This is a genomic window from Microbacterium resistens NBRC 103078 (assembly GCF_001552355.1).
GTDB lineage: Bacteria > Actinomycetota > Actinomycetes > Actinomycetales > Microbacteriaceae > Microbacterium > Microbacterium resistens.
Map to the genome: position 1 here is coordinate 1 of NZ_BCRA01000013.1, position 25,190 is coordinate 25,190.

Consider the following 25,190-nt stretch of genomic DNA (forward strand, 5'->3'; position numbering starts at 1 on the left):
CGCGCAGGAGTCGCGCGCGCATGCCCAGGCGGCGCTGGACGAGCTGCGGGCGCTCGCGGGCGGGGTCGCGCCGCCTCTGCTGCAGGACCGAGGGATCGTCGAGGCGCTGCGCGCGCTCGGGACGGCCGGCGCCCTGCCCGTCACCAGCGCGATCGACCCGCGTATCGACGGCGTGCTGACTCCCGAGACCTCGCGCAACCTCTACTTCGTCGTCGCCGAGCTGCTCACGAACGCCGCGAAGCACTCGGGGGCCGCGGGCGTGGAGCTCACCGCGACGCTGGACGGCGCGGCGGTGGAGGTCCGGGTGCGAGACGACGGACGCGGCGGGGCGCTCCCGCGTCCCGGGCACGGCCTGGAGGGGCTGCGTCAGCGCGTCCAGGGGCTCCGCGGCGACATGGAGATCGACAGCCCGACCGGCGGCCCCACCGAGATCCGGGTCCGGGTCCCGGCCGCGTGACGCCAGGATACGGACCCGCGGGTCCGTATCCTGGAGCGGTGACGATCCCCGGCCCTCCCCGCGTGATCCTGTTCGAGGACTCGGTGCTGCTCCGCGAGGGGCTGGTCCGCCTGTTCGAGGAAGCGGGGTTCGAGACCGTGGGCGCGTACGGCGACGTCGACGACGTCGTCGCACGGACCCGGGAGGCGGGCGCGGACGTCGCGGTGCTGGATGTCCGGATGCCCCCGACGTTCCGCGACGAGGGCATCCGCGCCGCCCTGTCCCTGCGCGCGGAGGCTCCGGGGATCGCGATCCTCGTGCTGAGCCAGTACGTCGAGGGGGTGTATGCGCGCGAGCTCCTCGGCTCCGGAACCGGCGGGGTCGGCTACCTGCTCAAGGACAGGGTGGCCTCGCTGGAGGAACTCTCCGAAGCGGTTCTCCGGGTCCGGGCGGGAGGCACCGTGCTGGATCCCCAGGTCGTGCAGCAGCTCGTATCGCGCGGCCCGGATCCGGTGAGCCTGCTCACGCCGCGGGAACGCGACGTGCTGGAGGAGATGGCGGCGGGTCGCAGCAACGCGTCGATCGCCGACCGCCTCGTGATCGGCGTCGGCGCGGTGGAGAAGAACATCAGCGCGATCTTCGGCAAGCTCGGGCTGGAGGACTCGGGGACCGACCACCGACGCGTCCTCGCGGTCCTCACATATCTGCAGCACGGCGCCCGCGCCTGAGCGCTTCTCGCGCGCGCAGACGACGAGACCCCGCACCGGGAGCGGAGCGGGGTCTCGTCGGGTGAGCCGTGGTCAGGCGGCGACGTGGGAGACGAGGAACCAGCGGTCCTTCTCCAGGCCGCGCTGGATCTCGATGGCCACGTCCTGGCTGGTGAGGTCGATCTCGTCGAGCCCCTCCACGGCCGCGCGCACGTCGGCGAGGATCGCGTCGATGTCCGCGATCACGTCGCGCACGAGCTCGTCCGAGCTCGTGAAGCCCGCGGGGACCTTCGTGGCGGCGGCCTTCTCCGCGACCGTGGCGACGCGCGCGTCGATCGGCAGACCGAGAGCCACGATGCGCTCCGCCGCGGTGTCGGCGAAGTCGCCGGCGTGGGCGACGATGGTGTCGAGGAGCTCGTGCACACCGACGAAGTTGGCGCCGCGGACGTGCCAGTGCGCCTGCTTGCCGTTGATGGTCAGCGCCTGGAGGCCCAGCACGACCGGGGTCAGGAACTGCGCGGCGGCGGCGGCGACGGTCGGGTCGCTCGCGGTGGTGGTGATGGTCTCTGCCTTGCTCATTCTGATCGTCCTCCGTAGATCGTTTCCGGCTTCGTCAGGGACAACGCTACTCGTCTCAGAATGTTCCGCAAGCAAGCTGAGGCATGGCTAAGACGCAGATCAGAGGCAAGTTCGGGAAGGCTCGCCTCACTCCTTTCCCGCGGTGTGAGCGCGCGCCGGACCGGGGCGTCCAGGGATCCGCGCTACCGTCGTCTGGTGGCCTCTGCTGGTGAATCCTCCCGCGTCGACCTCCGACGATCCCGTCCTCGTCCTTCCGCGGACGCCTCGACCGCTTCGTCATCCGCCTCCCGGTTCCTGCCGCACGTCCAGGGGCTGCGCGCGATCGCCGTCCTGTTCGTGGTGCTCTATCACTTCTGGCCCGCGCGGCTGAGCGGCGGCTACGTCGGCGTCGACGTGTTCTTCGTCATCTCCGGGTTCCTCATCACCTCGCACCTCGCCCGCGAGCTGACCTCGACGGGGACGGTCCGGCTCGGCCGGTTCTGGGCCCGGCGGGCTCGCCGGCTCCTGCCGGCATCGCTGCTCGTCCTGCTGTTCTGCGCGATCGTCGTGTCGACGCCCTACCTCATGCCCACCGCGGCGCTTCCGGGCGAGATCAAGGAGATCGTCGCCTCCACCTTCTACGTCGAGAACTGGTTCCTCGCCTTCGACTCCGCCGACTATCTCGCGCACTCCGGCGACCCGACGACCGTGCAGCACTACTGGTCGCTCTCGTTGGAGGAGCAGTTCTACGTGCTCTGGCCGCTCATCATGCTCCTTGCCGCATGGGTCGCGGTGAAGTGGTTCCGGGGTGCGCGGCTGCGGGCCGCCGCCATCGCGATCGGGGTCGTGTCGGTCGCGTCGTTCGTCTTCTGCGTGGTCTTCACGATCACGAACCCGGCGCCGGCATACTTCGTCACGTTCGGCCGGATGTGGCAGTTCGGCGTGGGAGCGGTCATCGCGCTGGTCCCGATGCTGCGCGTGCGCGGTGCGGCGCTGAGCTTCGTGCTCGGCTGGGCCGGCATCGTCGCCCTCCTGTACAGCGCGTTCCGCTTCGATGCGCAGACGCCCTTCCCCGGATACGCCGCGGCCCTGCCCACCCTCGGCGCGGCGGCGGTGATCGCGGCCTCGAACACGGACCGCTGGTGGTATCCGACGCGGGTGCTGTCGCTGCGTCCCATGACGTTCACGGGCGACATCTCCTACAGCCTGTACCTGTGGCACTGGCCGCTCATCATCATCGCCCCCTCGGTCCCGTTCTGGGGGCTGACGATCTACCACCGGATCGCGCTGCTGGTGATCTGCTTCGTGCTGGCGTGGCTCACCAAACGCTTCGTGGAGGACCCCGTGCGCTCCTGGAAGCCGCTGACGTCGCGCCCGCCGCGGCTGACACTGTGGGCGTCGCTCGCGGCCATGGTGGTCGTCGCCGGGTCCGCGGGCATCGGCTGGGCGGTGAACGCCCCCGCCTACGACCGGGGCGTCCAGGCGATCAAGGAGCTGCGCGAGAACCCGCCGGAGTGCTTCGGCGCCGCCGTGGTCCTGGACGAGGCGTGCGCGGGCACGGTGAGCGACACGATCCTCCCCGCGCCCGGGTTCGCTCGGGTGGACCGACCGTCCAACGCCGACGGCTGCTTCGTCCAGCTCAACGACTCCCGGCCCGTCGTGTGCGAGTACGGCTCGGACGATCCCGAGGCCCCGCAGGTGGCGCTCATCGGGGACAGCCACGCCTTCCAGGTCCTCAGCACGTTCCAGGACATCGCCGAGCGCGAGGGCTGGCACCTGGTGACGTACTTCAAGGGCGCATGCCCGTGGAACAGCACGCCGCTCGCGGCGGGCGGCGCGTTCGGCCAGGCGTGCGACGACTGGCGCGCCGGGGTGGCCGCGGACCTGGAGAAGCGGGACTTCGACGTGGCGTTCACCGCCGCGCTCTCGACCACCTCGTTCGATGCCCGGGGCTTCGACTCGGGCCACGACGCCGCTGTCGCCGGCTACAAGGACGTGTGGGGCCAGATGATCGCGCGGGGCACGCCGGTGGTGACCGTCGTGGACAACCCCGTGTGGGAGACCGACCCCAACAAGTGCCTGCGCACGCGCGACGCGGCCTCGTGCGACGGCGCGCGCTCGGAGCTGCTGACCGCCGACGACCCGCTGCGCGACGCGGCAGCGCAGACGGAGGGCGTCACCCTGCTGGACTTCACCTCGGTGTTCTGCGACGACGAGATCTGCCGCACCGTCGTGGGCGGCGCCAACGTCTATCGCGACCAGGACCACCTGACCGCCACGTTCGTGGACACCCTGGCCCCGCAGTACACGGCCGCCCTCAAGGAGGCGATGGCGCGATGAGCGGACGGGGGAGCATCCTGTCCCTGCCTGGCCGCTCTCCGCGCATCGATCCGACGGCCTTCCTGGCCGAAGGGTCCCGGATCGTGGGGGAGGTCGTCCTCGGCGAGGGCGCGAGCGTCTGGTACAACGCCGTGCTCCGCGCGGATTCCGATGCCATCACGGTCGGTGCCGGCAGCAACGTGCAGGACAACGTGTCCGTTCACGTCGACGCGGGCCATCCGGTGCGGATCGGAGCGGACGTCTCGATCGGGCACAACGCCGTGGTCCACGGCTGCACCATCGGTGACGGGTCCCTCGTGGGAATGGGCGCCGTGGTGCTGTCCGAAGCGGTCATCGGCGAGGAGTGCCTGATCGCCGGCGGAGCGGTGGTGCTCGGCGGAACCGTGGTGCCGGACGGTTCGCTCGTCGCGGGCGTCCCGGCGAAGGTGCGCCGAGCGCTCAGCGCCGAGGAACGGGCGCGCCTGCGCGAGAACGCCCACGCGTACCGTCGGCACACCACGGCCCACGCCGCCGCGGTCGACGTCCCCGCCGAGACCCGCTGACGAGCACGAACAGCGCGTCGTCACGCCCCGCTAGGCTGGAGTCTCCGGGGCAGTGGCCAAGCTGGTCAAGGCAGTGGGCTCATAACCCAACGATCGCGGGTTCGAGTCCCGCCTGCCCCACGAGCCGTCCGGCGGGCGTAGGGGCCGCCGTTGCCGGGCTACTCCTCGTCCTCCGCGGCACGGCCCTTCCGCCCCTTGCCGAGCCAGCCCCGCCGGAGGAAGAGCACGACCGCGACGACATCGACCACGACGATGGACAGTCCGATCACGAGCCAGCCGAACTGCCATTGCACCAGAGGCAGGTTCTTGAAGTTCATCCCGTAGATTCCGGCGACGACCGTCGGGATCGCCAGGAGCGCGGCGAAGGAGGAGATCGTCCGCATGTCCTGGTTCTGCCGCGTCGAGACGTTGCTCTCGTGACTGGAGACGACGGCGTCGAGGGCGACGTGCTCTGCGGCGGCGAGCCGGGCTACTCCCTCGACATCGTTCACGAGGCGGCGGAAGTACGGGCGCAGCGCCGTCTCCCCGACGGTGGCGGCCTCGATCTCCGCCCGCCCGTCGCGCACTGCCTCAGCGAGCCCCGAGGCGGCCCGGTCGATCGTCCCGATCCGCTGCCGCAGACGGTAGATCCGCCGGTAGTCCTCGTGCACGCGGCTGTCGAAGACCTCGGCCTCCACCCTTTCGAGCTCCCGCTCGATGTCCGCGCCGATCTGGACGAAGTCGGTCACCACGGCGTTGAGCACCCGGTACACCGCGGAGACGGGGGAGCGCACCGGGAGCGCGTCGGCGGCGGTGAGGAGGGCCCCGATGTCGCGCAGGTGCTCCGTCGGCCCCTGCTGGACGAGGAGGAGCCGCTCGTCGTCGAAGACGAACCGCAACTCGGCATCGGAGGCCTGACGCCCGTCCCGTGGGTCGATGTCCCACACGGTCAGGTACCGGACCTCTCCGAAGCGCTCGAGCTTCGGGTGTCGGCGGCGCTGGGTGAGGTCGACCGTGATCAGCGGGTGCAGGTCCCAGCCCTGCGTGGCCCGGGCGAGCTCGGCGGGGGTGGGGTTCGGAAGCAGGGTCCAGAACGTCCCCGCTGCGGCGGGGCGCGAGCCCGCGTGCCCGGTTGCGGTCGAGGATCTCATCGTGGCCCTCATCCGGTCGCCGGCGGGAGGTGGGGGATCGGGACCGGGCGGGTCGACCCGGGCAGCGGGTCCACGTCGCCGAGGGACTCCAGTGCCGAGAGCAGCTCGTCCAGGTCGTGGAAGCGGCGCCGCGACGGACACGGCGAGCGCAGCCAGATGACGTTCAGTGCGCCGAAGCCGTCCCGGTCGACGTAGGCGACGAGGTGCGCGGGATCATGCTCGCCCCGGGTGTCGTCGCAGATGCGCCACCCCGTCTCGCCGAGCGGTCGCAGCCGCCAGCGGGGTCTCGGTCCGGGACGTTCCCCCGAGACGTTCACAGCGGCTTCCCTCCGGTGACGGGCAGGATGGCGCCCGAGACGTACGACGCGTCGTCGGAGGCGAGGAAGACGTAGGCACCGGCGAGCTCGGCCGGCTGTCCGGCGCGCCCCAGGGGCGTGTCGCTGCCGAACTCGGCCACCTTGTCCTCGTCCCATCCTGTGCCGGGGATGAGCGGCGTCCAGATCGGACCGGGGGCCACCGCGTTCACGCGGATGCCGCGGGGCCCGGCCTCCTCCGCCAGCGCCTTCACGAACGCGACCTGCGCGGCCTTGGTCATGGCGTAGTCGATGAGGCCCGGGGACGGCTGGAAGGCCTGGATCGAGGCGGTGACGATGAGGGACGCCCCCGATTCGAGCAGCGGCAGCGCCGTGCGGGCCGAGAAGAGCAGTCCCTCCAGGTTCGTCTGGAAGACCCGGCGCATGTCCTCGGTGTCCAATTGCGCCAGCCCCTCCACATCGTGCTGGTATCCGGCATTGAGCACGACGACGTCGAGACGCCCGAAGCTGCGCCGCGCCTCCTTCACGCTCTCCTCCGCGAAGGCCTCATCGCGCACGTCACCGGCCAGGCTGAGACCGGTGCGACCGGCGTCGCGGATCAATCCGAGCGTGTCGTCCGCGTCCTCCTGCTCCTCGGGCATGTGCACGATCGCGACATCGGCGCCCTCGCGGGCGAAGGCGATCGCGACCGCCCGTCCGATGCCCGAGTCCCCGCCGGTGATGAAGGTCTTGCGGTCCGCGAGCCGTCCGTGGCCGCGGTAGGACTCCTCGCCATGATCCGGTCGGGGACGCATCCGGGACGTCTGCCCCGGCTGCTCCTGGCTCTGCGGGGCGAACTGGTCGTCGTGGAGGGTGCGGGGGTCGGCGGCACGGTTCACGGTGTCTCCTCTCGATGGCCTCGTCCGAGACTGCCGTGCGCGCGACGGCATCACGAGGGGGTTGACATCATCCCTGCCCCCGGTCGCCCAGGAACCAGCGGAAGCCGTAGGCGTCGAGGTCGATGGTCATCGTCCGCTCCTCGGCGTCGGCGGCAGGAGCACCGGTGCCCAGGATGTCGCGCAGCGGGCCGTGCGGGGGCAGGGAGCGCAGGTCCACGCGGACGCTGCAGGCGGACTCGGACAGATTGTGCACGGCGAGGAAGACGCGGTCGTCCTCGATCTGTGCGTGGCTGAAGACGGCGGGGTCGTCCGCCGGCAGCACCTCCGTCCGCCCCCACGCGATCTCGGGCGTCGCCCGGTACCGCGCGATGAGCCGGCGGATGAAGGCGAGCAGGGAGCCGGGATCGTTCTGCTGCTCCTGGACGGAGACATGACGCGGGGCGTAGCCGCCGTCCGGGAGGCGGCGGACCAGGCGCGAGCGCCGGGCCGTGGAGAAGCCTGCGGCAGGCTCCGCCGTCCACTGCATCGGCGTGCGGACGGCGAGGCGGTCGGGCGTCCGGGGGATCTCTCCCATCCCGATCTCCTCGCCGTAGAGCAGCACCGGTGCGCCGGGCGCGGAGAAGAGCAGACTGTAGGCGAGGCGGAGGCGTCGCGGGTCGCCGTCGAGCAGGGGAGCGAGCCGGCGGGTGATCCCGCGGTCGTAGACGCGCTGGCGCTCGTCCGGCGCGAACGCCGCGAACACGTCCTCCCGCTCGTCGGGCTTTCGGAGCTCGACCGTCAGCTCGTCGTGGTTGCGCAGGAACATCGCCCATCCCTGGCTCGCGTCCACGAGCGGACGGCTCCCGAGGATCGCGCGCAGCGGCTCCGCCTCGCGGCGGGCCAGGGCGAGGAACGTGGCGGTCATCGTGTCGAAGTCGAACTGCAGGTCCAGCTCCGTCCCGCGGGTGCCGAAGTACTCCACCTGGTCGGCGTGGCTGAGTCCCACCTCGCCGAGGAGCACGGCGTCCCCGCGCCGCCGCCCGATGAACCGTCGCAGCTCACGGAGGAAGGCGTGCGGATCCGCGTGGTCGGCGGCGCCGGGCGGTCCGATGAGGAAGGGCACGGCGTCGAGGCGGAAGCCGTCGACGCCCAGTTCCAGCCAGTAGCCGACGATGCGCGCGAACTCGGCCCGCACCGCGGGGTGGGCGAGGTTCAGGTCGGGCTGGAACCGGTGGAACGAGTGGTGGTAGTACTGCCCGGCCTTCTCGTCGAACGTCCAGACGTCGTCCTCCTCGCCGGGGAACACGGGATGATGCCCCGCTCGCGGAGGATCGTCGGACCAGACGTAGTAGTCGCGGAACGGGCTGTCCGGCGAGCGACGGGCCGAGCGGAACCAGGGGTGCCGGTCCGAGGTGTGGTTGAGGACGAGATCCATGATCACGCGGATGCCGCGGTCGTGCGCGATGCGTAGGAACTCCACGACGTCGCCCGCCGTGCCCAGGCGCGGGTCGACTCCGTAGTGGTCGCTGATGTCGTAGCCGTCATCGCGGTTCGGGGAGGGGTGGAACGGCAGGAGCCAGACGCAGGTCACCCCGAGCTCGACGAGGTGCTCGATCCGCCTGGACAGGCCGGGGAAGTCCCCGATGCCGTCGCCGTTCGAGTCCTGGAACGTCTCGACGTCGAGGCAGTAGACGACGGCCGTACGCCACCAGAGGTCGCTCACGTCCGCGGGCTTCATGCGGCGCTCCGCAGCGCGGGGAGCAGTTCGCTTCCCGCGCGGTCGATGAAGGCCAGCTGGTCCCTGGCCACCTGGTGGAGCTGGACTTCGTCGAACCCGCGGGCGAGGTCGAGGATCCTCTCCGCCAGTCGTCCGGCGTCGGTGTCGATGACGACGGCGGAGCGGAGGGCGTCGTCGTCCGGGGCGGGATGGGCGTCGAACTCCTCCGGCAGCGCGAGGTCCCACACGCGATCGGCGGGGACGGCGCTGTGACGCCACTGGTCCCTGGCGGCCGCCAGCGCCAGCGACTCGCTCTCGGCGAGGCAGACGTGGACCTGGAGGACTGCGCGTCCTCGTCCCGCCGCATCGCGGAACGCCGCCAGCACCCGCTCGGGCGGATCGGGCTGGGGCGCGACCGTGATCAGCCCGTCGGCCCAGCGGGCGGCCCGGGCGGCGGTCGCCGGGGAGACCGCCGCGGCGAGCAGCGGCGGAGGGGAGAGCGGCAGGCTCCACACCCGGGCACGGTCGATGCGCGGAGGATCGAGCGCGGTGACGACCTGCCCGCGGAGGAGCTCTCGGATGGAGCGGGCAGTGGCCTCCCAGGCGCGGTCGCGGTCGGGCTTCGCGGGCCAGGGGAGGGCGGTCACGTGCTCGTTGACCGCCTCGCCGCTGCCCAACGCGGCCCAGAACCGCCCGGGGAACATCAGCTCCACCGTCGCGACCGCCTGGGCGATCACCGCGGGGTGGTACCGGTAGCCCGGCGCGGTCACGACGCCCAGAGGCAGGGAGGTGGCCTGAAGGACGGCCCCGAGCCATGCCCAGGCGAATCCGGACTCGCCCTGCCGCGCGCCCCACGGGGCGAGGTGGTCCGAGCACATCGCGGCATCGAACCCGGCACGTTCCGCCGCGATCACGCAGTCCCGGAGCAGGTCCGGGCCGAACTGCTCGTGCGACGCGTGATACCCGACGATCACGGCCGCTCCTCGTCGACGCGGGGAAGATCCCGGACGGCGGGCCCTTCGAGGACGGTCCCGTCCGGCGCGAACCGCGAGCCGTGGAGCGGACAGTCCCAGCTGCGCTCCACGTCGTTCCACGTGACGATGCCCCCGAGATGCGTGCACACCGCCGACACCGCACAGCGCCCCTCCCGGGTGCGGGTCTCGGCCACGGGAGGGCCGAGACCCCGTCGCACCACCCGTGCACGCACGACGGAGTCCGGCGCGGGGCGACGGGTCGGCAGCACCCGGCCGCGCAGGGCGTTGACCGCGGTCGCCGCAGCGGCGCCCACGAGCGTGGGCGCGCTCCGCAAGCCGATCCGCGGCCGTTCGAACACCTCGGACCAGGGCGGCGAGCCGCCGTCGACGCGGGCGGCCACGGCGAGCGCTGCGGCGACGGCGTTGGTCATTCCCCACTTCGCGTAGCCGGTGGCCAGAAGGATCCGCTCGCCCGTCCGCGGACGGGCGCCGGCGAAGGGGAGCATCGTCGGAAGGGCGTAGTCCTGCGCGCCCCACCACCGCACGCGTTGCGCGACGCCGAAGCGCTCCTGCGTCCACGCGTCGAGCGCGGCCAGACGCGCGCCGGTGTCAGACACCCGCCCGGGGACGAACGGCTCTCCGCCGACGAGGAGCAGCGTCTCGCCGGATCCGTCGACCGCCGTGCGCAACGACCGGCGCGGATGGTCGACGGAGAGATGCATCCCGCGGGGCAGGGCGTCCTGATCCCGCACCCGGTAGGCGGCGACGAACTCCCGGGACGGCGACAGGAGCATGGTGAAGGACCCGTCCTCCACCGCGGGGAAGCCCGTCGCGACGACGAGGCGGGACGCACGGGTCCTTCCTCCGGTCGTGGTCACGTCGACCCCGCCGGGCAGCGGATCGGCGCCGGTGACGCGGGCGCCCATGCTGAACCCGACGCCGGCACGGAACGCCCGCTCCGACAGGATCCGCAGGACCTCCCGCGGATCGAGAGCGGCCTGGTCGCCCAGCCGCAGGACACCGAGCACCGGGAAGGGAAGCCCTGTGTCGCCGCCGGAGAGCAGCGGGACGCCGGCGATCCTGCTCGCCTCCCGTTCGCGCGACAGTGCCCGCAGCCCCTCGGGAGAGGTCGCGAACGTCACGGCGGTCTCGCCGTGCAGGGCGCCGGGATCCTCGCGCATCTCGCGGCGGAGCCAATCCGCGCCGACGCGGTTCGCGGCCGCGTATGCGCCCAGGGCCGAGCGTCCGGCGCGGCGGTGCACCTCGCCGTACCTCCCGCCCTGCAGCAGGCTCAGCTTGCCGGTGGTTCCTCCGGTCGTGCCCGCGCCGATCCGTCGCGCCTCCACGACGTGCACGCGGTGCCCGCGGCGAGCCAGTTCCAGGGCGCAGGTGAGACCGGTCAGCCCGGCTCCCGCCACCAGGACCTCGACGGCCTGGGGGAGGGGCGTCGTTGGCACCTCCACGGGGCACTCCCGCCACAGCGACTCCGCACGGATCGGCATGGGACCCTCCTCTCGGGCGCGTCGCGGTCCTCTGCGCCCGCCTCGCACCCTCGCCCCGCCTCGTCCGGACCGGCAGGGGGTTGACACCGGATCGGTCGGCGCCGGGACGTTGTCAATCCCCTCGGCGGCCCGCCATGGCCGGGCTAGCGTCGTGCGTCGGGCGACGACCGCAGGAGGAGCCATGATGACGACGGACGACCGATCCGAGGCACGGCCGGGGCAGCCGTACGCGGGCAGCGCGGTGCAGAAGGTGGCGCTCGCCGCCGGCGTGGTCTTCCTCCTCGTCGGGGTGGCCGGCTTCGTCCCGGGGCTGACCCAGGGCCTGGAGCACCTGCAGCCGCTGGGACACGGCTCGGAGGCGTACCTGCTCGGTCTCTTCCAGGTGTCCGTCCTCCACAACGCCGTGCACCTGCTGTTCGGCGTCGTCGGCGTCGTCGCGGCGATCCGCCCGGCGGCCTCCCGCCATTACCTGCTGTGGGGCGGAGTGGTCTATCTGGCGCTGTGGGTCTACGGGCTCTTCCTCGCGGGCCGGGAGGGCGATGTCGTCCCGCTCAATGCCGCCGACAACGTGCTGCACCTGGTGCTGGCCGTCCTGATGATCCTCTCCGCGCTGGTGATCGGCCGACGCGGACGCCCGCGGGCGACGGGCGTCCGCGCACTGGACTGAGGTCAGTCGGACTCCCAGGCGCTGAGCCGATACGGAACGCCCACGGGCTTGGACTCGGCTGACCCGCGCTGGCGGAGATAGATGGACAGGCCCACCATCGCACCCACCGCGAGGAACTCCGACTGCCAGTTCTGCAGCGTGCGATCCCAGAAGTCGGGGGACGCGAGGTACTGCGCCCAGGTGATCGCGGGCTGGCCGTGCTGTGCCTGCTCGGCGTTGTAGACCACCGCGCCGGCGAGGGACTGTGCGAGCCACGACAGGACGAAGACCGCCCCCATCACCAGGACGAGCGAGTTGCCGTAGAGCCAGGTCCGCCAGCCGCCGGCGCGCGCCCATCGCGGTGAGTCCGGTCGCGCGTGCGCCCCGACGAGCTGATCCTCATCGTTCCCGGGGCCCTCGTCCTCCGGCTTCTTCGACTCGGGCGAGCCGCGCTGCACGAGCCAGATGGTCGCCGTGATGAAGAGCAGGAACTGGAGGAACTCGGACTGCCAGTTCTCGGCGACGTCGACGACGAACTCGGAGGAGAGCAGGAAGCCGCCGAAGCTCTCGACGACGCCCCCGTGCTCCTGTTGCTCAGAGGCGTAGCGGGCGTACCCGGCGATCGCCTGTCCCCCGAGCGCCCCGAGGAACAGGAGGAGGAACAGCAGGCTCAGGGCATGGTCGCGGATGAGACGGCGCATGTCAGCGTCCCGTCCCAGCGATGGCCAGCATGGCGACCAGCCCGCCGCCCAGGATCGTGATCCAGGTCCAGAACACGACGGCCATGCCGATGCGAGCCCGCCGCTCCTCGGCGATCCCCTCAGGAGTCGGCGTCGTCATCGGGATCCTCGCCCTCGGCCTGGGACGGGTGGCCGGGGATCCAGGGGTCGGTGCCCTCGGGGGCATCCGGATCCTCGCCCTCGGCCTGGGAAGGGTGTCCCTGCGTTCCGCGATCGCGGGGGTCGGGACGACCGGGGTCGTGTCGTGAACTCATGGTGGCCTCCAGGGGCTGACGGACGGCGATGCGGGGCGCACGCGCCGAAGGCGTCATGCGCGCCTCGTGATGGGAGGCTAGGGCGGCGCGCGTCCCGCGGCGAGGGGGTTGCCCTGGCCGGGCGTCGCGAGTAGCGGGGTAGCGGAGCATACTCATGCCCTCCGGCGGGCGGAACCCTCCTGCGTCGGTGCGGAGAGGGACGTAATCTCGCTCTTCCGAGCGCGAGGAGACGAGCATGTACAGCACAGTGCGGGCATCCACGGTCGTCGACGTCCCGGTGCCGGTCGCCTACGACCAGTGGACCCAGTTCGAGGACTTCCCCGACTTCATGACGGCGGTGGAGAGCATCGAGCAGACGACAGCGGAGCGCACGCGGTGGCGGGTGGAGATCGGCGGCGTCAGACGCGAGTTCACCGCCACGGTGGTCGACCAGGTGCCCGATGATCACATCACCTGGCGCAGCGTCGACGAGGAGGTCCACGCCGGCACCGTCCGGTTCGCGGTGGACCCGTCGGGCGGCACACGCGTGTCCCTGGAGATGAGCTGGCGGCCGGAGACCTTCTCCGAGCGCGCGGGAGCCGCTCTGGGCATCGACGACGCCATGGTGCGCCGGGACCTGGAGAACTTCAAGCGTTTCATCGAGACGCACCACCCCACGGGCGCATGGCGCGGAGAGATCCACGGCGGGGAGCAGACGGACTGATCCGCCCTCGAACTTGCCCCCGCGGCGCGTCGATGCGAGCCTGGGATCACGGGGCGGCTTCCCCCACGGCGGACTCCGGTCCGCCGGAGTCGCGCCCGAAGGAGGAGCATGGGCACTCTCACGTACGACGGGACCGTCAAGAAGGAGTTCGACGACCGGGTGCTCGCCCACCTGCAGGTGGTGATCGGCAGCAAACTGCGCCGCGGCGAGTCGTTCTTCTTCACCTGGCGCGACGACGCCAGCGTCGGGGACGGCCGCACCAGCGTCTGGATGCACCCGCAGGTGCCGATGGTCTACAAGTACTTCGGCAGCAGACAGCCGCGTCTGAACGTCGCGTGGATCGACGCGCTCGCGTACACCGCGAACTCGCCGCACGGGCTGTACCTCGTGCCCGAGCCCGCCGAGTCCTCGTCGGCGGCGCCGAGCACCCAGTGGGAAGAGGACGACATCGACGGCGGAGGGCGCTGAGCACGCGGTCGGGCACGGGGTGCCGCGGGCACAGGGTTCTCAGGGTGCGGCGGTCATCGCGCGGCGGTACAGGGAGGCGAGGCCGGTGTCGCCCTCCTTTCCGGCACGGCGTTGGAGATCCGCTCCGGAGCGTTCGCGCGACGTCGCGTCCAGAAGGTCGTCGATGAGCACGCGCATCGATGCGGTGGCCACGGGGCGGATCGTCGCACGCAGACGGTCGAGGACGACGCCCGCCGTCTCGTGACGGCCGGACACCGGATCGAAGGCGCCGCGGGAGAGCCCGTAGCGGGCCGCGTGCCACATCTCCGCGTCGATCACGGCCGAGGGAATCGGCTCCGGCTCGACGCGGGCGTCGTCGAAGGAGCGGGCGAGTGCCACGAGGAGGGCAGCGAGCGAGACCGACGCCGCAGGGGTCAGCTGGGCGTCGCACACGCGGGTCTCGATGGTGGGCAGGTGCGCGGAGAAGCGGATCGCCCAGTTGAGCCCATCGCCCTTCCGCGTGGCGCCGACGTCGGTCAACCGCGCGTGCAGCCGGTCGTACTCGTCCGCGTCGCGGAGGAACGGGGGCACCCCGTAGGTGGTCCAGCGGCGGGTCTGGATCGCCCGCCAGCTGCGGTACCCGGTGTCCTGCCCCTCCCAGAACGGGGAGTTCGCGGACACGGCCAGCAGGAGCGGCAGCCAGGGGCGCAGGCCGTTCATCACTCGCACCCCCTGCTCCCTGTCCGGGATGCAGGTGTGCACATGCAGGCCGTTCAAGAGGTGCTCCTGCGTCAGCGCGCCGACGTCGCGGGCGATGCGGCGATAGCGGGCGGAGCGCGGCGGCGCCGTCTCCTGCGGTCGACGGTACGGGGTGCCGCTGCCGACGGCCAGGAGCCCGTGCCGGTCGGCCCAGTGCGACAGAGCCCGTCGGAAGGCGTGGAGTTCGTCCGCGAGCTCGTCCCAGCCGGAGCAGACCCGCGTGGAGTGCTCGATCTGGCAGGGGAGGAACTCGGCGGCCACATCTCCGTATCCTCGGCCGCCACGGAGCGCAGCGATGGCCGCCGGCCCCTCGTGCACGGGGGTGAGCCGCGCCGGGTCGACGAGCATGAACTCCTCCTCGACCCCGAACGTGTCTGCGGTCATCGCGTTCTCCTGTCGGAAGGGGCCCCTCATTCTGAGACGGACGCCGCCGACGCGACAGACTCTTGACACGGCGGCGCACTGTCACGCCGAGCGGGGATCGTCAAGGCCCTCGTCCGCTCCGCGTGACCGCGACAGCCTGGCGATGCGGGCCGACGTCCGCCGAGTCGAGAGGAGATCCGGATGGCCGAGTACGACGCGCATCGGTGGTGGCCGACGCTGTCCATGGAGGCCAAGCATCGCATCCTCCGCGACCTCGACGCCCCGTTGTCGGAGGAGGTGCGCCGCGAGATCGCGGAATCCACGGGCACCGACATCCCGGACGGAGCGAGTCTGGGCCCGGAGGACCGACAGTTCATCCGGACCCAGGGCGAACAGGTGGACTGAGGCCGCGAGAACGGATCACACGAGAGGAGCAGAGACATGCCCGGTTCGCGCAGGAACAGCGTGAAGGATGAAGAGGTCTACCAGGAGCTGCGCGAGGACGGCGCCTCCAAGCAGAAGGCCGCGCGGATCGCGAACGCCGCGGCCAGGGACGGCCGTTCCGCGGTCGGTCGCCGTGGCGGCGATGCGGAACCGTACGAGGAGTGGACGGTCGATGAACTGCGCCATCGCGCGAAGGAGATCGGTCTGCACGGCTACTCCGATCGCCGAAAGGGCGAGCTGATCGACATGCTCCGCAACAGCTGAGCTCGCGGGGGAGGACGACGGGGCGCCCGCGCGTCCCGTCGTCCTCCGCGGCCCTCAGCTGTCGTGCACCTCCAGCGGGCGCTCGTCGCCCGGCTCGTCGCGCCGGTAGTCCGGTCGCGCGGGCTGCGGAGGCTGGTCGGACAGCTCGCCGCCTTCGCGCCCGCCGTACGGGCGGCCATGATCCGCGAACTCGTCGCGCTGGAACACGAGGGTCCAGTCGGCCACGGTGAACCGGGCCCCGGTGCGGAGGATCTCGCCCCGCTCCGCGTCCGTCCCCGAGACGTCCGGGCGGGCGTTCATCTCCCCGGCGGCGTGCAGCTCCAGCACGTACTCGTCCCGGTCGTCATGCGTGATCGTCGCGTGCACAGGGTCCGCGCCGTCGAGTCGGAGCTGCGCATCCGGTGCGGAGCCGATCGCCGTGCGGTCGTCGACGAGATCGAAGACCTGGCGTTCGTCCTCCCGGGAGACGAGCAGCCGCGGATTCCCCGCGCCCCAGGCGGCGTGCGTCGTTCCGCCCCTGGTCGGCTCGGGGAGGCCGTGTGCGGGCTCTCGTGCGTCGTCGTGCGACATGTCTGCGCCTTCCGTCGGGTTCGTGGACGATGCACGCTAATGCAGGCGACGACCGATGCTCGAGGGGGTTGACGCCGGCGCCCTGCAACGGCAGAGCCCGGGCGGCGTCGGGTCAGCGCACCCGGCGACCGCGCACGATGTCCTGCAGGCGGGCGAGGACGGGGCCCGATCGCAGGCCGTTGTGCTCGTACTCGCTCGTGATCCACGGGGTCACGCCCGGCAGGAGCGCGGCGGTCTCCAGGGAGAACTCCAGCGGGACGTAGACGTCGTTGACGTACACGGCGGCGGCACCCCGCGCGCCGGACGAGGCGAGGGCCTCGGCGTCGTAGATCCGCGGCCACGGGTGCTCGGCGAGGGCACGGGCGACGGCCGCCCAGGGGCGGAACGCAGGTACGGTCTCGGTCCACTCGCTGCGGATGTGCTCGCCGGTGAACAGGGTGACGTCCTCGCGGAAGTCGTCCGGCTCGACCCGTTCGGCGGACCACGAGGTGGTGTGGCCGCTCGCGTAACTGGACTCGTGGAACACGTAGTAGAGCGGGTTGCGTCCGTCGAACGGCATCGCGCGGGCGAGGTCGTACCGGAAGGCGGGGGAGTCCGGATCGAGCTCGAGCAGGGACCAGATCGACTGCCAGCCGTCGTTGGTGCCGAGGGCGGAGCCGACCGAACGCAGGCGGGACGGCGAGACGACCTCGCCGTCCGGGAGCACGATGCCGCCGGACGCGGCCCGGTCGACGAGGCGGCGCATCCGGTCCCGGTGCTCGGGGAAGCGCCGGTAGTAGCGGTTCGACGCATCGCGCATCTTGTCGTAGCACAGCGCGTAGACCTCGTCCGGATGGCGGGTGACGGTGCTGAGCCCTCCGGTGATGTACACGTGGTCCAGGGCGTCGGGGAAGGCACTGAGGTAGGCGAGCGTGGTGAAACCGCCGAACGACTGGCCGAGCAGGTTCCACCGGTCGGCGCCGAGATGCGCCCGCAGCGCCTCGGCGTCGCGGACGATCGCGTCCGCGCGCAGATGGGTGAGACGCTCGGCGGCCGCATCAGGGCCCGCGTCGAGATCTCGGTCCCCGACCGGCGTCGAGCGCCCGGTGCCCCGCTGGTCGAGCAGGACGACGCGGTACTCCCGGAGGGCGTCGTCCAGCCACAGCGGCCCCGTGGGGGAGTGGAAGGCCCGGGGCGCCTCGTGTCCGGGGCCGCCCTGGAGGAAGACGAGGAACGGGAGCTCCTCGCCGCCGGACCGCGACACGACCGCGGCGAAGACGTCGATGGTGCGGGTGTCGGACCGGTCCCCCCACACGAGGGGAACCGTCAGCGTGTGTTCGTGAACCGTCAGATCCTGCATCCGGCGGACGGTGGTGCGCGCCGAGGTCATCACATCACGTTCCCGATGTAGGAGTACTTGACGAAGACCTCGGGGGCGAGTCCGGACTCCTCCAGCAGACCCTGGATCGCGCCCATCATGTACTTGGAATCCCAGCCCATGTAGAGGAAGTGGTTCTCGTCCAGCTCGTCCCACTGTCCGTTCCACGCCTTCTCCCCGTAGATCGGGCCGCCCCGACGGGCGCTGTACGCGAGGACGGCGTCGCGGGTGTCGGTCCATCCCCGCCGGAACACGCGATTGAAGAGGTACTTGACGTCGTAGACCTCCCAGTGCTCGCCGCGGTACTCCACGTACTCGAACTCGCGGTCCCAGCCCTGGGGCCATCCGCGCCGGCGCACGGCGTCCAGGATCGGGGTCAGTCCGTCGTCGTCGATGTCGGTGACCGCCGGGCGCTTCCACACCGACACGAACGTCTCGGTCAGCTCCACCGTCCGCGCGGCGATGGCGGAGGTGCCCCAGGCGTCGCGCGTCGCGAGCACGCGGGTGCCCGCGGCACGGCTGCGCGCATAGGTGTCGCGCTTGTCGGGGAAGGAGGCCCCGAACACCCGCTCTGCCAGCGGCGCCTCCAGCAGCGTGAGGTTCCCCAGGGTCGGCGCGAGCGCGCGGTGACTGTTCTGCTCGTCCTCCGTGTACTCGCTCCACGGGCGCTCGCCGTCACCGGACCAGGACTCATGCGGCGCCAGCGGGACGATGTGCTCGACGTCGAAGGCCTCCGGATCGTCGATCCCCTCGAGCCGGCCCAGGACGTAGGCCGCGTGGGGGAGCTCGCTGTACTTCAGCGCGACCCGGACGCGCTCGTCGGAGGGGGTGATTCGGGCGATGGCGCGCAGGAGCTGTTCCGGGCCCTGGGCGCGGGCGCGGCAGAGCCGGGCGATCAGGCGGTCCGTCGGGACGCCCACCACGCTGCGCCGCAGCAGGAGCGACTGGACGTTCTCCAGCGTGCCGATGAGCTCGTCCTTGCCGATCAGGCCGAGCGAGTGGTCGCGGTAGGCACTGAGCAGCAGCGGGTACGTCGCGCGCCCGAACGTGTTCACGTACCGGAGCTGACGACGGATGTCGGGATCGGGCTCGCGGGAGGGGTCGAGCAGCACCCGGTAGATCTCCGAGAACTCGCGCCAGACGCCCGCCTGCGTCCGAAGCTCGTCCAGCCCGAGGTGCGGGAAGCTCTGGCGGAAGGCGCTGTACACGCCGTGCTCGCCGGCGACGGCCACTTCGCGGCCGGTCGTCATGATCAGGAAGTGACGCCAGAACGCGCCGATGAGCTCCCCGGTGTTGCGTTCGATCGGCAGCCAGAACTCCGTCTCCACCGCGAGCTGCTCGGCGTGGGACAGGCCCATCAGCACGTAGTTGTGGATCAGCTCGTGGTCGCGAAGGGGCTCTCCGGTCGAGTTCAGGCTCTCGAAGATCTGCTGGGCGTTCGCGTCCGCGCCGAGCGTGATGGACACGTGCTCCAGCTTCTGCAGCCCGCGCCAGATCCGGGGCGCCTCGTCCGCGTGGACCTGACTGCGGAAGAAGGCGTAGTTGTCGTCGAAGCGCGACTCGCGCTCGTCGGAGGGGGAGCGGCGGTCCAGCACGACGGACTCGTAGAGGTCCGCCCACGCGTGGTGCGGGCGCAGCTTCGTGCGCGTCGCGTCGTCGGCCCGCACCAGGACGCGCTCGAGCTCGGCGGCGAGCGCCGGGTCCTGCTCCCGCACCGCGTGATGCAGGGCGGCGACGAGGAGCATGAGGGTGGTGATCCGCTGCTGCCCGTCGATCAGCACGAGGTCCGCGTCGGCACCGGCGTCCTGAGCCGACAGGATCGAGCCGATGAAGTGGCGGTGCGCGTCGTCCTGAGCCGCCACCGCGCGGACGTCGGCGAGGAGCTGCTCGCAGCCGCCGATGTCCCACCGGTACTGCCTCTGATACACCGGGACCACGATGGTCGTGGAGTCGGCGGAGAGCCATTCGATCGTGTTGACTGCGGTCGCCTCGACGTTCGTGGCCATGCTCATTCTGCTGACTCGTCCCTTGCTCTGCGGTCCTCGTACGCCGGCATGCTGCGCGCTCGCCGGCCCTTCCAGCTTAGGCCGTGCCCCTCTCCGCAGCGGGCGTCCGGTGCTCCGGGCGGCCCGTCGGTTTTTCACGGCGCGGGGTCCCCGGGCACGCGCGGAGCCCGATGTTAGGCTGTCCTAAGAAGGGCCTGTAAAAACTTCGCTGGCCCCTTATGAAAGGACATGACTCAGATCATGGGATACATCAAGTCCGCCGCCCTCGAGGACAAGGGCTTCGTCGTCCTCGACAGCTACGCCCAGGAGCTCGACCCCAAGGAGTGGCTCGACATCGAGTACGTCGACTGGAAGTCCTCGGGTGACACGCGCTTCGCTCCCCTGGCCTCGGCCAAGGGCGAGATCGAGTGCAACGGGTTCTGGAACCACGTGCCGCCGCGCACCGACAAGGACGGCGTCTGGATCGACTCGCAGACGGCCAAGGCGCCGAACCTGACCCGTCGGGCGCAGGAGCCGGGTGCGAACGTCGGCCGCTGCCGCGTGATCGAGCTGCAGCCGACCACGTACGGCGAGTGCCTGTACAACCTGCACCAGGACGACAACAACCGCCTCAACCCCGACGGCACCGGCTGGGTCGTTCGCGGCTTCTTCAACCTGACCGACGACAAGGACAGCTACTTCGTCCTGCGCGAGAACCGGACCGACCCGAGCGTCGAGTACCGCATCGCCCTGCCGGCCGGCGCACAGCTGATCGTGGACACGCAGCGTCTGTGGCACGCCGCTACCCACAACGGCACCGAGCCCCGCTACTGCCTCATCACCTCGTGGACCTCGGGCCCCGAGCTCGATGCGTACATCGAGAAGTACCACGGCACGCAGGACGTCGAGAACTATGAGGTCTCGCAGGACGTCCTCGACGCCGGCTACGCCGAGCAGGCGCGGCGCGACGCCGCCCGGGCGGCCTACTACGCCGCCAAGGGCCAGCAGGAGAAGATCGCGATGAGCGAGGCCTGAGCCTCCTCGCACGGTGACCGCCCCAGGGCGGACACGTACCGCGGGCCCCGGCGCGACAGCGTCCGGGGCCCGCGTCGTCCTGTCGGCGGACGCCGTCGCCGACACGCCGGCGACGTCAAGAGTTACATGCTTGTGATTTCGCCGATCATCGGTGAGAATGGGCGCATAACCGCATAGGAACGCCGTGCTTCGCGGATCAGGTCGTAGGGGAAGACGCACCTGAGGAAACGGAGAGAACATGGCGACTGCACACGCACGCGGAGTGGTGTTCATCCACTCCGCGCCACGCGCGCTCTGCCCCCACCTGGAGTGGGCGGTGGGTCGCGCCCTCGGGCGCGCCGTCAACTTCGAGTGGGCGGACCAGCCCGTGCTGGAAGGCGCCCGCAGGGCGGAGTTCTACTGGGACGGCCCGGCCGGGACGGGAGCCGCGCTGGCGACGGCGATCCGCGGCTGGGAGCATCTCCGTTTCGAGGTGACCGAGGACCCGACGCCGCGCAGCGACGGCGGACGCTGGCTGCACACGCCGGGGCTCGGCATCCACTACGCGCAGACCGACGCCGCCGGCAACATCGTCGTCGGAGAGGACCGCATCCGTTACGCGATGGAGATCGCCGCCGGGAACGCGGTCGACCTCCAGCGCGAGCTCGACGTCGCGCTGGGAGCGGCGTGGGACGAAGAGCTCGAGCCCTTCCGGCACGCGAGCGACGACGCGCACGTGGTCTGGCTCCACAAGGTCGGCTAGCCGCGTCCGATTCCGGCGTCTCGTCGGGGTCGGGATCAGGCAGGGGCGCAGAGGCCCGACTACCGAAGACCGGAGAGCAAGGACCCGGCCGGCGGGAAAGGGAATCGGCGCCCCGGACGATACGAGGCCCCCGGGATGATCCCGGGGGCCTCGAGGTCTCGAGACGAGCGGACGGGCCTCAGCCGTCGTAGCTGCGGAACGCGGCGACCGCGTTGTGTCCGCCGAAGCCGAACGAGTTGCTGATGGCGAGCTGCGGGCCCTCTCCCAGCGGCTGCGGCTCGCCGGAGAGCCGGAACGGCACCTCGGGATCCTGCTCGGTCATGTTGATCGTGGGCGGTGCGACGCGGTCGCGCAGCGCCAGGATGGTGAACACCGCCTCCAGCGCGCCGGTGCCGCCGAGAAGGTGCCCCGTCGACGCCTTGGTGGCCGAGACGGGGATCTCGTCCAGGCGGTCGCCGAAGATGCGCTTGAGCGCGACGTACTCGTTCGGGTCGCCGACCGGGGTCGAGGTGGCGTGGGCGTTGATGTGGGTGACCTCGTCGGCGGTGGCCCCGGCCGCGGCCAGCGCCTGCTCGACCGCGCGTGCCGCACCCCATCCCTCGGGGTCGTTGCCGGTGATGTGGTAGGCGTCCGCGGTGACCCCGCCGCCCACGACGTAGGCGTAGATCTTCGCTCCGCGGGCCTTGGCGTGCTCCTCGGTCTCCATGACGACCGCGGCGCCGCCTTCGCCCATCACGAAGCCGTCGCGGTCGACGGCGCCGGGCCGCGATGCGTGCTCCGGGTCGTCGTTGCGCCGCGAGAGCGCCTGTGCGGACGCGAACGCGGCCATCGTGATCGGGTGGATCGCGGATTCCGCGCCTCCCGCGATCACGACGTCCGCGAGTCCGTCCTGCAGGTGCTCGTAGGCGTTGACGATGGACTCCGTGCTCGACGCGCACGCGCTGACCACGGAGCGGGCGTACGCCTTCGCGCCGAAGTGCAGCGAGAGGTTCCCCGCGCCGGCGTTCGGCATGAGCATCGGGACCGTCAGCGGCATCACACGCCGCGGACCCTTCTCGCGCAGGGTGTCCCAGGCATCGAGCAGCGTCCATAGTCCGCCGATGCCCGTCGCCCAGTCGACGCCGAGCCGCTCGGGCTCGACGTCGGGCGCACCGGCGTCCTCCCAGGCCTCCCGGGCGGCGATGAGGGCGAACTGGGTCGACGGGTCGAGCCGCTTGGCCTCATGGCGGGGCAGGACCTCCTCGGGCCGGACGGAGGCCTCGGCCGCGAAGGTCACGGGCAGCTCGTACTGCGCGACCCAGTCGTGCTCCAGGGTGTGGGTGCCGGACGCGCCGGCGAGGAGGTTGGCCCAGTTCTCGGGAGCCGTCCCTCCGATCCCGGAGGTCGCGCCGATGCCGGTGACGACGATGCGCTTGGTCATGTGGGGAGTCCTTGTGGGGCTGGGTGTCCGCGATCGCGGGTCATGTGTCCGTGTGGGGGAGAAGGCGCCATGAGGCGAGGACGCCACGCCCCGCGGACGCGGGGGTGGCATCCACGGGTGTCACTCCTGGCCGGCGACGATGAAGTCGACCGCGTCCTTGACGGTCTTGAGGTTCTTGACCTCGTCGTCCGGGATGGTCACGCCGAACTTCTCCTCGGCGTTGACGACGATCGTCATCATCGAGATCGAATCGATGTCGAGGTCGTCCGTGAAGGACTTCTCGAGGGCGACCTCGGAGGCGTCGATGCCCGTCTCGTCGGTGATGAGCTCGGCGAGGCCCGCGAGGACCTCATCGTTGGTGAAAGCCATGGCTTTTCCTCTTTCTTGGATGGTTTCGGAACCGGTGAACAGTCTAGGAGGCGACGACGGATCGTCAGGGGAGCACGACGACCTGCGCGGCGAACACGAGACCCGCGCCGAACCCGATCTGCAGGGCGAGGCCGCCGCTGAGCTCCGGGTGCTCCTGCATGAGACGGTGACTGGCGAGCGGGATCGAGGCCGCGGACGTGTTGCCGGTGGTCTCGATGTCGCGCGCGATCACCGTGCTCTCTGGGAGCTTCAGCTGCTTGGCGAACTCGTCGACGATCCGCATGTTCGCCTGGTGGGGGATGAAGGCGGCGAGATCCGAGGCCTCCACACCGGCCTTCTCCAGCGCCTCCCGAGCGACCTTGACCATCTCCCAGACGGCCCAGCGGAACACGGTCGGCCCCTCCTGGCGCAGGGTCGGCCACGGAGCCTTCCCGTCGCGGAAGTCGACGAGGGTGTGGTTCATGCCGACGGCGTCGGCCTTGGAGCCGTCCGAGCCCCACACCGCAGGGGAGATGCCCGGCGTGTCGCTCGGGCCCACGACCGCGGCGCCGGCGCCGTCGCCGAGCAGGAACGAGATGCTCCGGTCGGTGGGGTCGACGATGTCGGACAGCTTCTCGGCCCCGATCACGACGGCGTACCGGGCCGCTCCGGCGCGGATCAGGGCGTCTGCCTGGGCGATGCCGTACGCGTACCCCGCGCACGCGGCGTTCATGTCGTAGGCCGCGGCGGGGTTCGCGCCGATCCGGTCCGCGACGATCGCCGACACGGACGGGGTCTGCTTCGGGTTGCTGATCGTCGCCACGATCACGAGGTCGACGTCCGCCGGGTCGATGCCCGCGGTCGCGACGGCCTCCTTGGCGGCCTCGGTGGCGAGGTCGATCGCGTCCGTGCCGGCGTCCGCGCGGACCCGCGTGACGATTCCGGTGCGCTGCCGGATCCACTCGTCGCTGGAATCGATCGGACCGACGAGGTCCTCGTTGGGGACGGCGTTCTCGCCGCGTGCGGCGCCGTATGCGTAGATGCGCGTGTAGGCGGGCCCGGTGGCCTGCGTGAGCCCGGTCATGCGGCTTCTCCGTTCAGCAGCGCCACGGCCGCGTCGAGGTCTTCGGGGGTCTTCACCGCGACGGCCGGAACGCCGCGCAGCCCGCGCTTGGCCAGACCGGTGAGCGCGCCGGCGGGGGCGAGCTCGATGAGGCCGGTGATACCGTGCTCGGCGAACGACGCCATGCAGAGGTCCCAGCGCACGGGGGAGGCGACCTGGTTCACGAGGAGCTCCAGCGCCGCGGATCCGTCCGAGACCACGGATCCGTCGTGGTTCGTCCACAGCAGCGTCTGGGGGTCCTGCGCCTCGACGCCGTCGACGGCCGCACGGAGGGTCTCCACCGCGGGGGCCATGTAGGAGGTGTGGAACGCGCCGGCCACCTGCAGCGGGATGACGCGCGTGCCCCGCACCGGCTCCTCGGAGAGCGCGGCGAGGGCCGGGAGGGTCCCGGCCGCGACGATCTGGCTGCCGCCGTTGTAGTTCGCGGGGGTCAGCTCCAGTTCGGCGAGTCGGGCGAGGACCGCGTCCTCATCGCCGCCGAGCACCGCGCTCATGCCGGTGGGCGTGGCGGCGGCCGCATCGGCCATGGCTCGGCCGCGGATGCCGACCAGACGCATCGCGGTGGTTCCCGAAACGACCCCGGCGCCGGCCAGGGCGGCGAGCTCGCCGACCGAGTGGCCCGCGATCCCGTCCGGCGTTCGGCCGGCGCGCTCGCGCAGGAGCTTGCCGGCGATCATCGACGCGGCGACGATGAGCGGCTGCGCGATCCGGGTGTCCCGGATCGTATCGGCGTCCGACTCCGTGCCGTGCAGAGCGAGGTCCACCTCGGCCGCCTCGGAGAAGGAGTCCAGCAGCTCGGCGACTCCTTCGAGCTCGAGCCAGGGGGAGAGGAATCCGGGGGTCTGAGAGCCCTGTCCGGGACATGCGACGACGATCACGGGTTCCAGTCTGCCAACGAATGCGCGGTTTCGGT

29 protein-coding genes and 1 tRNA gene are annotated in these 25,190 nt (G+C 71.4%); 12 read left to right on the forward strand and 18 right to left on the reverse strand.

Features of this window, described 5'->3' with window-relative positions:
- A partial coding sequence (locus MR1_RS02570) for a sensor histidine kinase (RefSeq protein WP_409366236.1) occupies nt 1-457 on the forward strand: 457 nt, incomplete at its 5' end.
- A gap of 38 nt (nt 458-495) precedes the next feature.
- Complete coding sequence (locus tag MR1_RS02575; protein WP_174522501.1) at nt 496-1,164, forward strand: response regulator transcription factor; 669 nt, start codon at nt 496-498, stop codon at nt 1,162-1,164.
- A 72-nt stretch (nt 1,165-1,236) separates the two neighbouring features.
- Here the strand turns inward: MR1_RS02575 and MR1_RS02580 are convergent, their stop codons facing one another.
- Complete coding sequence (locus tag MR1_RS02580) at nt 1,237-1,722, reverse strand: Dps family protein (protein WP_067243128.1); 486 nt, start codon at nt 1,720-1,722, stop codon at nt 1,237-1,239.
- A 195-nt stretch (nt 1,723-1,917) separates the two neighbouring features.
- Here MR1_RS02580 and MR1_RS02585 point away from each other — a divergent pair, with 195 nt between their 5' ends.
- The 3 genes from MR1_RS02585 to MR1_RS02595 all read left to right on the forward strand — a co-directional run bounded on the left by MR1_RS02585 (nt 1,918) and on the right by MR1_RS02595 (nt 4,703).
- Nucleotides 1,918-4,041 (forward strand): acyltransferase family protein, encoded by a 2,124-nt coding sequence (locus MR1_RS02585; protein ID WP_255218074.1) that lies wholly within the window; start codon nt 1,918-1,920, stop codon nt 4,039-4,041.
- On the forward strand, nt 4,038-4,583 hold the full coding sequence (locus MR1_RS02590) for a gamma carbonic anhydrase family protein (protein WP_067243129.1): 546 nt from the start codon (nt 4,038-4,040) through the stop codon (nt 4,581-4,583). The genes MR1_RS02585 and MR1_RS02590 overlap by 4 nt, the downstream gene beginning before the upstream one ends.
- Before the next feature lie 46 nt (nt 4,584-4,629).
- Nucleotides 4,630-4,703, forward strand: a tRNA-Ile gene (locus MR1_RS02595).
- Between the two features lie 38 nt (nt 4,704-4,741).
- On the opposite strand, the gene MR1_RS02600 is transcribed toward MR1_RS02595, so the two are convergent.
- The 6 genes from MR1_RS02600 to MR1_RS02625 all read right to left on the reverse strand — a co-directional run bounded on the left by MR1_RS02600 (nt 4,742) and on the right by MR1_RS02625 (nt 11,077).
- Nucleotides 4,742-5,713, reverse strand: coding sequence for a CorA family divalent cation transporter (locus MR1_RS02600; RefSeq protein WP_067243130.1), 972 nt, complete (start codon nt 5,711-5,713; stop codon nt 4,742-4,744).
- An 8-nt stretch (nt 5,714-5,721) separates the two neighbouring features.
- Nucleotides 5,722-6,030, reverse strand: a complete 309-nt coding sequence (locus MR1_RS02605) for a hypothetical protein (RefSeq protein ID WP_067243131.1) — start codon at nt 6,028-6,030, stop codon at nt 5,722-5,724.
- Nucleotides 6,027-6,905 (reverse strand): SDR family oxidoreductase, encoded by an 879-nt coding sequence (locus tag MR1_RS02610; RefSeq protein ID WP_231820965.1) that lies wholly within the window; start codon nt 6,903-6,905, stop codon nt 6,027-6,029. Before MR1_RS02610 ends, MR1_RS02605 begins: the two co-directional genes overlap by 4 nt.
- A 67-nt stretch (nt 6,906-6,972) precedes the next feature.
- Complete coding sequence (locus MR1_RS02615; RefSeq protein WP_067243133.1) at nt 6,973-8,622, reverse strand: alpha-amylase family protein; 1,650 nt, start codon at nt 8,620-8,622, stop codon at nt 6,973-6,975.
- The gene (locus MR1_RS02620; RefSeq protein WP_067243134.1) at nt 8,619-9,575 is read right to left on the reverse strand and encodes a TIGR03557 family F420-dependent LLM class oxidoreductase; all 957 of its coding nucleotides are present in this window, start codon (nt 9,573-9,575) and stop codon (nt 8,619-8,621) included. Before MR1_RS02620 ends, MR1_RS02615 begins: the two co-directional genes overlap by 4 nt.
- A complete protein-coding gene (locus MR1_RS02625; protein ID WP_217996168.1) occupies nt 9,572-11,077 on the reverse strand; it encodes an FAD-dependent oxidoreductase in 1,506 nt (501 codons plus the stop codon). Before MR1_RS02625 ends, MR1_RS02620 begins: the two co-directional genes overlap by 4 nt.
- A gap of 181 nt (nt 11,078-11,258) precedes the next feature.
- On the opposite strand from MR1_RS02625, the gene MR1_RS02630 reads away from it, so the two are divergent.
- Complete coding sequence (locus MR1_RS02630) at nt 11,259-11,744, forward strand: DUF4383 domain-containing protein (protein WP_231820961.1); 486 nt, start codon at nt 11,259-11,261, stop codon at nt 11,742-11,744.
- A gap of 2 nt (nt 11,745-11,746) precedes the next feature.
- Here MR1_RS02630 and MR1_RS02635 read toward each other — a convergent pair whose 3' ends face one another.
- Genes MR1_RS02635 through MR1_RS19650 form a run of 3 tightly spaced genes read right to left on the reverse strand, consistent with a single transcriptional unit; the run spans nt 11,747 to nt 12,774 of the window.
- Nucleotides 11,747-12,424: a DUF6766 family protein gene (locus tag MR1_RS02635; RefSeq protein ID WP_067243135.1), complete on the reverse strand. Its 678-nt coding sequence runs from the start codon at nt 12,422-12,424 to the stop codon at nt 11,747-11,749.
- A gap of 1 nt (nt 12,425) precedes the next feature.
- Entirely contained in the window at nt 12,426-12,563 is a 138-nt protein-coding gene (locus MR1_RS19645; protein WP_157517871.1) for a hypothetical protein, read from the reverse strand.
- Complete coding sequence (locus MR1_RS19650; protein WP_157517872.1) at nt 12,544-12,774, reverse strand: hypothetical protein; 231 nt, start codon at nt 12,772-12,774, stop codon at nt 12,544-12,546. The genes MR1_RS19645 and MR1_RS19650 overlap by 20 nt, the downstream gene beginning before the upstream one ends.
- A gap of 178 nt (nt 12,775-12,952) precedes the next feature.
- Between MR1_RS19650 and MR1_RS02645 the strand changes: the two genes are divergently transcribed.
- Together MR1_RS02645 and MR1_RS02650 are read left to right on the forward strand one after the other, a co-directional pair.
- On the forward strand, nt 12,953-13,420 hold the full coding sequence (locus MR1_RS02645) for an SRPBCC family protein (protein ID WP_067243137.1): 468 nt from the start codon (nt 12,953-12,955) through the stop codon (nt 13,418-13,420).
- A gap of 108 nt (nt 13,421-13,528) precedes the next feature.
- Nucleotides 13,529-13,888, forward strand: a complete 360-nt coding sequence (locus MR1_RS02650) for a DUF7882 family protein (protein ID WP_067243138.1) — start codon at nt 13,529-13,531, stop codon at nt 13,886-13,888.
- Between the two features lie 39 nt (nt 13,889-13,927).
- On the opposite strand, the gene MR1_RS02655 is transcribed toward MR1_RS02650, so the two are convergent.
- Nucleotides 13,928-15,010, reverse strand: coding sequence for a carboxylate-amine ligase (locus MR1_RS02655; RefSeq protein ID WP_067243139.1), 1,083 nt, complete (start codon nt 15,008-15,010; stop codon nt 13,928-13,930).
- Between the two features lie 180 nt (nt 15,011-15,190).
- Here MR1_RS02655 and MR1_RS02660 point away from each other — a divergent pair, with 180 nt between their 5' ends.
- Both MR1_RS02660 and MR1_RS02665 read left to right on the forward strand, forming a co-directional pair.
- Nucleotides 15,191-15,394 carry a hypothetical protein gene (locus tag MR1_RS02660; RefSeq protein ID WP_067243140.1) on the forward strand — a complete coding sequence of 68 codons (204 nt, stop codon included), beginning with the start codon at nt 15,191-15,193 and terminating at the stop codon, nt 15,392-15,394.
- Between the two features lie 36 nt (nt 15,395-15,430).
- Nucleotides 15,431-15,697 carry a DUF7218 family protein gene (locus MR1_RS02665; protein WP_067243141.1) on the forward strand — a complete coding sequence of 89 codons (267 nt, stop codon included), beginning with the start codon at nt 15,431-15,433 and terminating at the stop codon, nt 15,695-15,697.
- Nucleotides 15,698-15,751: 54 nt separating this feature from the next.
- Here the strand turns inward: MR1_RS02665 and MR1_RS02670 are convergent, their stop codons facing one another.
- The 3 genes from MR1_RS02670 to MR1_RS02680 form a co-directional block, all read right to left on the reverse strand.
- A complete protein-coding gene (locus MR1_RS02670) occupies nt 15,752-16,267 on the reverse strand; it encodes an FHA domain-containing protein (protein WP_067243142.1) in 516 nt (171 codons plus the stop codon).
- Nucleotides 16,268-16,379: 112 nt separating this feature from the next.
- Nucleotides 16,380-17,636 carry an alpha/beta fold hydrolase gene (locus tag MR1_RS02675; protein ID WP_067243143.1) on the reverse strand — a complete coding sequence of 419 codons (1,257 nt, stop codon included), beginning with the start codon at nt 17,634-17,636 and terminating at the stop codon, nt 16,380-16,382.
- Complete coding sequence (locus MR1_RS02680; RefSeq protein WP_255218075.1) at nt 17,636-19,630, reverse strand: DUF262 domain-containing protein; 1,995 nt, start codon at nt 19,628-19,630, stop codon at nt 17,636-17,638. Before MR1_RS02680 ends, MR1_RS02675 begins: the two co-directional genes overlap by 1 nt.
- A 240-nt stretch (nt 19,631-19,870) precedes the next feature.
- Here MR1_RS02680 and MR1_RS02685 point away from each other — a divergent pair, with 240 nt between their 5' ends.
- Nucleotides 19,871-20,644, forward strand: a complete 774-nt coding sequence (locus MR1_RS02685) for a hypothetical protein (RefSeq protein WP_067243191.1) — start codon at nt 19,871-19,873, stop codon at nt 20,642-20,644.
- Between the two features lie 238 nt (nt 20,645-20,882).
- A complete protein-coding gene (locus MR1_RS02690) occupies nt 20,883-21,386 on the forward strand; it encodes a DUF3145 domain-containing protein (RefSeq protein ID WP_067243145.1) in 504 nt (167 codons plus the stop codon).
- Nucleotides 21,387-21,564: 178 nt separating this feature from the next.
- Here the strand turns inward: MR1_RS02690 and MR1_RS02695 are convergent, their stop codons facing one another.
- From MR1_RS02695 to MR1_RS02710, 4 genes are all read right to left on the reverse strand, one after another.
- On the reverse strand, nt 21,565-22,806 hold the full coding sequence (locus tag MR1_RS02695) for a beta-ketoacyl-[acyl-carrier-protein] synthase family protein (protein WP_067243146.1): 1,242 nt from the start codon (nt 22,804-22,806) through the stop codon (nt 21,565-21,567).
- A 120-nt stretch (nt 22,807-22,926) separates the two neighbouring features.
- On the reverse strand, nt 22,927-23,175 hold the full coding sequence (locus MR1_RS02700) for an acyl carrier protein (RefSeq protein ID WP_067243147.1): 249 nt from the start codon (nt 23,173-23,175) through the stop codon (nt 22,927-22,929).
- Between the two features lie 64 nt (nt 23,176-23,239).
- Complete coding sequence (locus MR1_RS02705) at nt 23,240-24,238, reverse strand: beta-ketoacyl-ACP synthase III (RefSeq protein ID WP_067243148.1); 999 nt, start codon at nt 24,236-24,238, stop codon at nt 23,240-23,242.
- The gene (locus MR1_RS02710) at nt 24,235-25,155 is read right to left on the reverse strand and encodes an ACP S-malonyltransferase (RefSeq protein WP_067243149.1); all 921 of its coding nucleotides are present in this window, start codon (nt 25,153-25,155) and stop codon (nt 24,235-24,237) included. The genes MR1_RS02705 and MR1_RS02710 overlap by 4 nt, the downstream gene beginning before the upstream one ends.
- Nucleotides 25,156-25,190 lie beyond the last annotated feature (35 nt).

Bases quoted from the DNA above. Each gene is read 5' to 3' on its own strand.
- MR1_RS02645 (WP_067243137.1), top strand. From the start codon at position 12,953: ATGTACAGCACAGTGCGGGCATCCACGGTCGTCGACGTCCCGGTGCCG.
- MR1_RS02685 (WP_067243191.1), top strand. From the start codon at position 19,871: ATGGGATACATCAAGTCCGCCGCCCTCGAGGACAAGGGCTTCGTCGTC.
- MR1_RS02630 (WP_231820961.1), top strand. From the start codon at position 11,259: ATGATGACGACGGACGACCGATCCGAGGCACGGCCGGGGCAGCCGTAC.
- MR1_RS02590 (WP_067243129.1), top strand. From the start codon at position 4,038: ATGAGCGGACGGGGGAGCATCCTGTCCCTGCCTGGCCGCTCTCCGCGC.
- MR1_RS02680 (WP_255218075.1), bottom strand. From the start codon at position 19,630: ATGGCCACGAACGTCGAGGCGACCGCAGTCAACACGATCGAATGGCTC.
- MR1_RS02695 (WP_067243146.1), bottom strand. From the start codon at position 22,806: ATGACCAAGCGCATCGTCGTCACCGGCATCGGCGCGACCTCCGGGATC.
- MR1_RS02635 (WP_067243135.1), bottom strand. From the start codon at position 12,424: ATGCGCCGTCTCATCCGCGACCATGCCCTGAGCCTGCTGTTCCTCCTC.
- MR1_RS02700 (WP_067243147.1), bottom strand. From the start codon at position 23,175: ATGGCTTTCACCAACGATGAGGTCCTCGCGGGCCTCGCCGAGCTCATC.
- MR1_RS02670 (WP_067243142.1), bottom strand. From the start codon at position 16,267: ATGTCGCACGACGACGCACGAGAGCCCGCACACGGCCTCCCCGAGCCG.
- MR1_RS02690 (WP_067243145.1), top strand. From the start codon at position 20,883: ATGGCGACTGCACACGCACGCGGAGTGGTGTTCATCCACTCCGCGCCA.
- MR1_RS02600 (WP_067243130.1), bottom strand. From the start codon at position 5,713: ATGAGATCCTCGACCGCAACCGGGCACGCGGGCTCGCGCCCCGCCGCA.
- MR1_RS02675 (WP_067243143.1), bottom strand. From the start codon at position 17,636: ATGACCTCGGCGCGCACCACCGTCCGCCGGATGCAGGATCTGACGGTT.
- MR1_RS02655 (WP_067243139.1), bottom strand. From the start codon at position 15,010: ATGACCGCAGACACGTTCGGGGTCGAGGAGGAGTTCATGCTCGTCGAC.
- MR1_RS02665 (WP_067243141.1), top strand. From the start codon at position 15,431: ATGCCCGGTTCGCGCAGGAACAGCGTGAAGGATGAAGAGGTCTACCAG.
- MR1_RS19650 (WP_157517872.1), bottom strand. From the start codon at position 12,774: ATGACGCCTTCGGCGCGTGCGCCCCGCATCGCCGTCCGTCAGCCCCTG.
- MR1_RS19645 (WP_157517871.1), bottom strand. From the start codon at position 12,563: ATGACGACGCCGACTCCTGAGGGGATCGCCGAGGAGCGGCGGGCTCGC.
- MR1_RS02650 (WP_067243138.1), top strand. From the start codon at position 13,529: ATGGGCACTCTCACGTACGACGGGACCGTCAAGAAGGAGTTCGACGAC.
- MR1_RS02660 (WP_067243140.1), top strand. From the start codon at position 15,191: ATGGCCGAGTACGACGCGCATCGGTGGTGGCCGACGCTGTCCATGGAG.
- MR1_RS02615 (WP_067243133.1), bottom strand. From the start codon at position 8,622: ATGAAGCCCGCGGACGTGAGCGACCTCTGGTGGCGTACGGCCGTCGTC.
- MR1_RS02705 (WP_067243148.1), bottom strand. From the start codon at position 24,238: ATGACCGGGCTCACGCAGGCCACCGGGCCCGCCTACACGCGCATCTAC.
- MR1_RS02625 (WP_217996168.1), bottom strand. From the start codon at position 11,077: ATGCCGATCCGTGCGGAGTCGCTGTGGCGGGAGTGCCCCGTGGAGGTG.
- MR1_RS02580 (WP_067243128.1), bottom strand. From the start codon at position 1,722: ATGAGCAAGGCAGAGACCATCACCACCACCGCGAGCGACCCGACCGTC.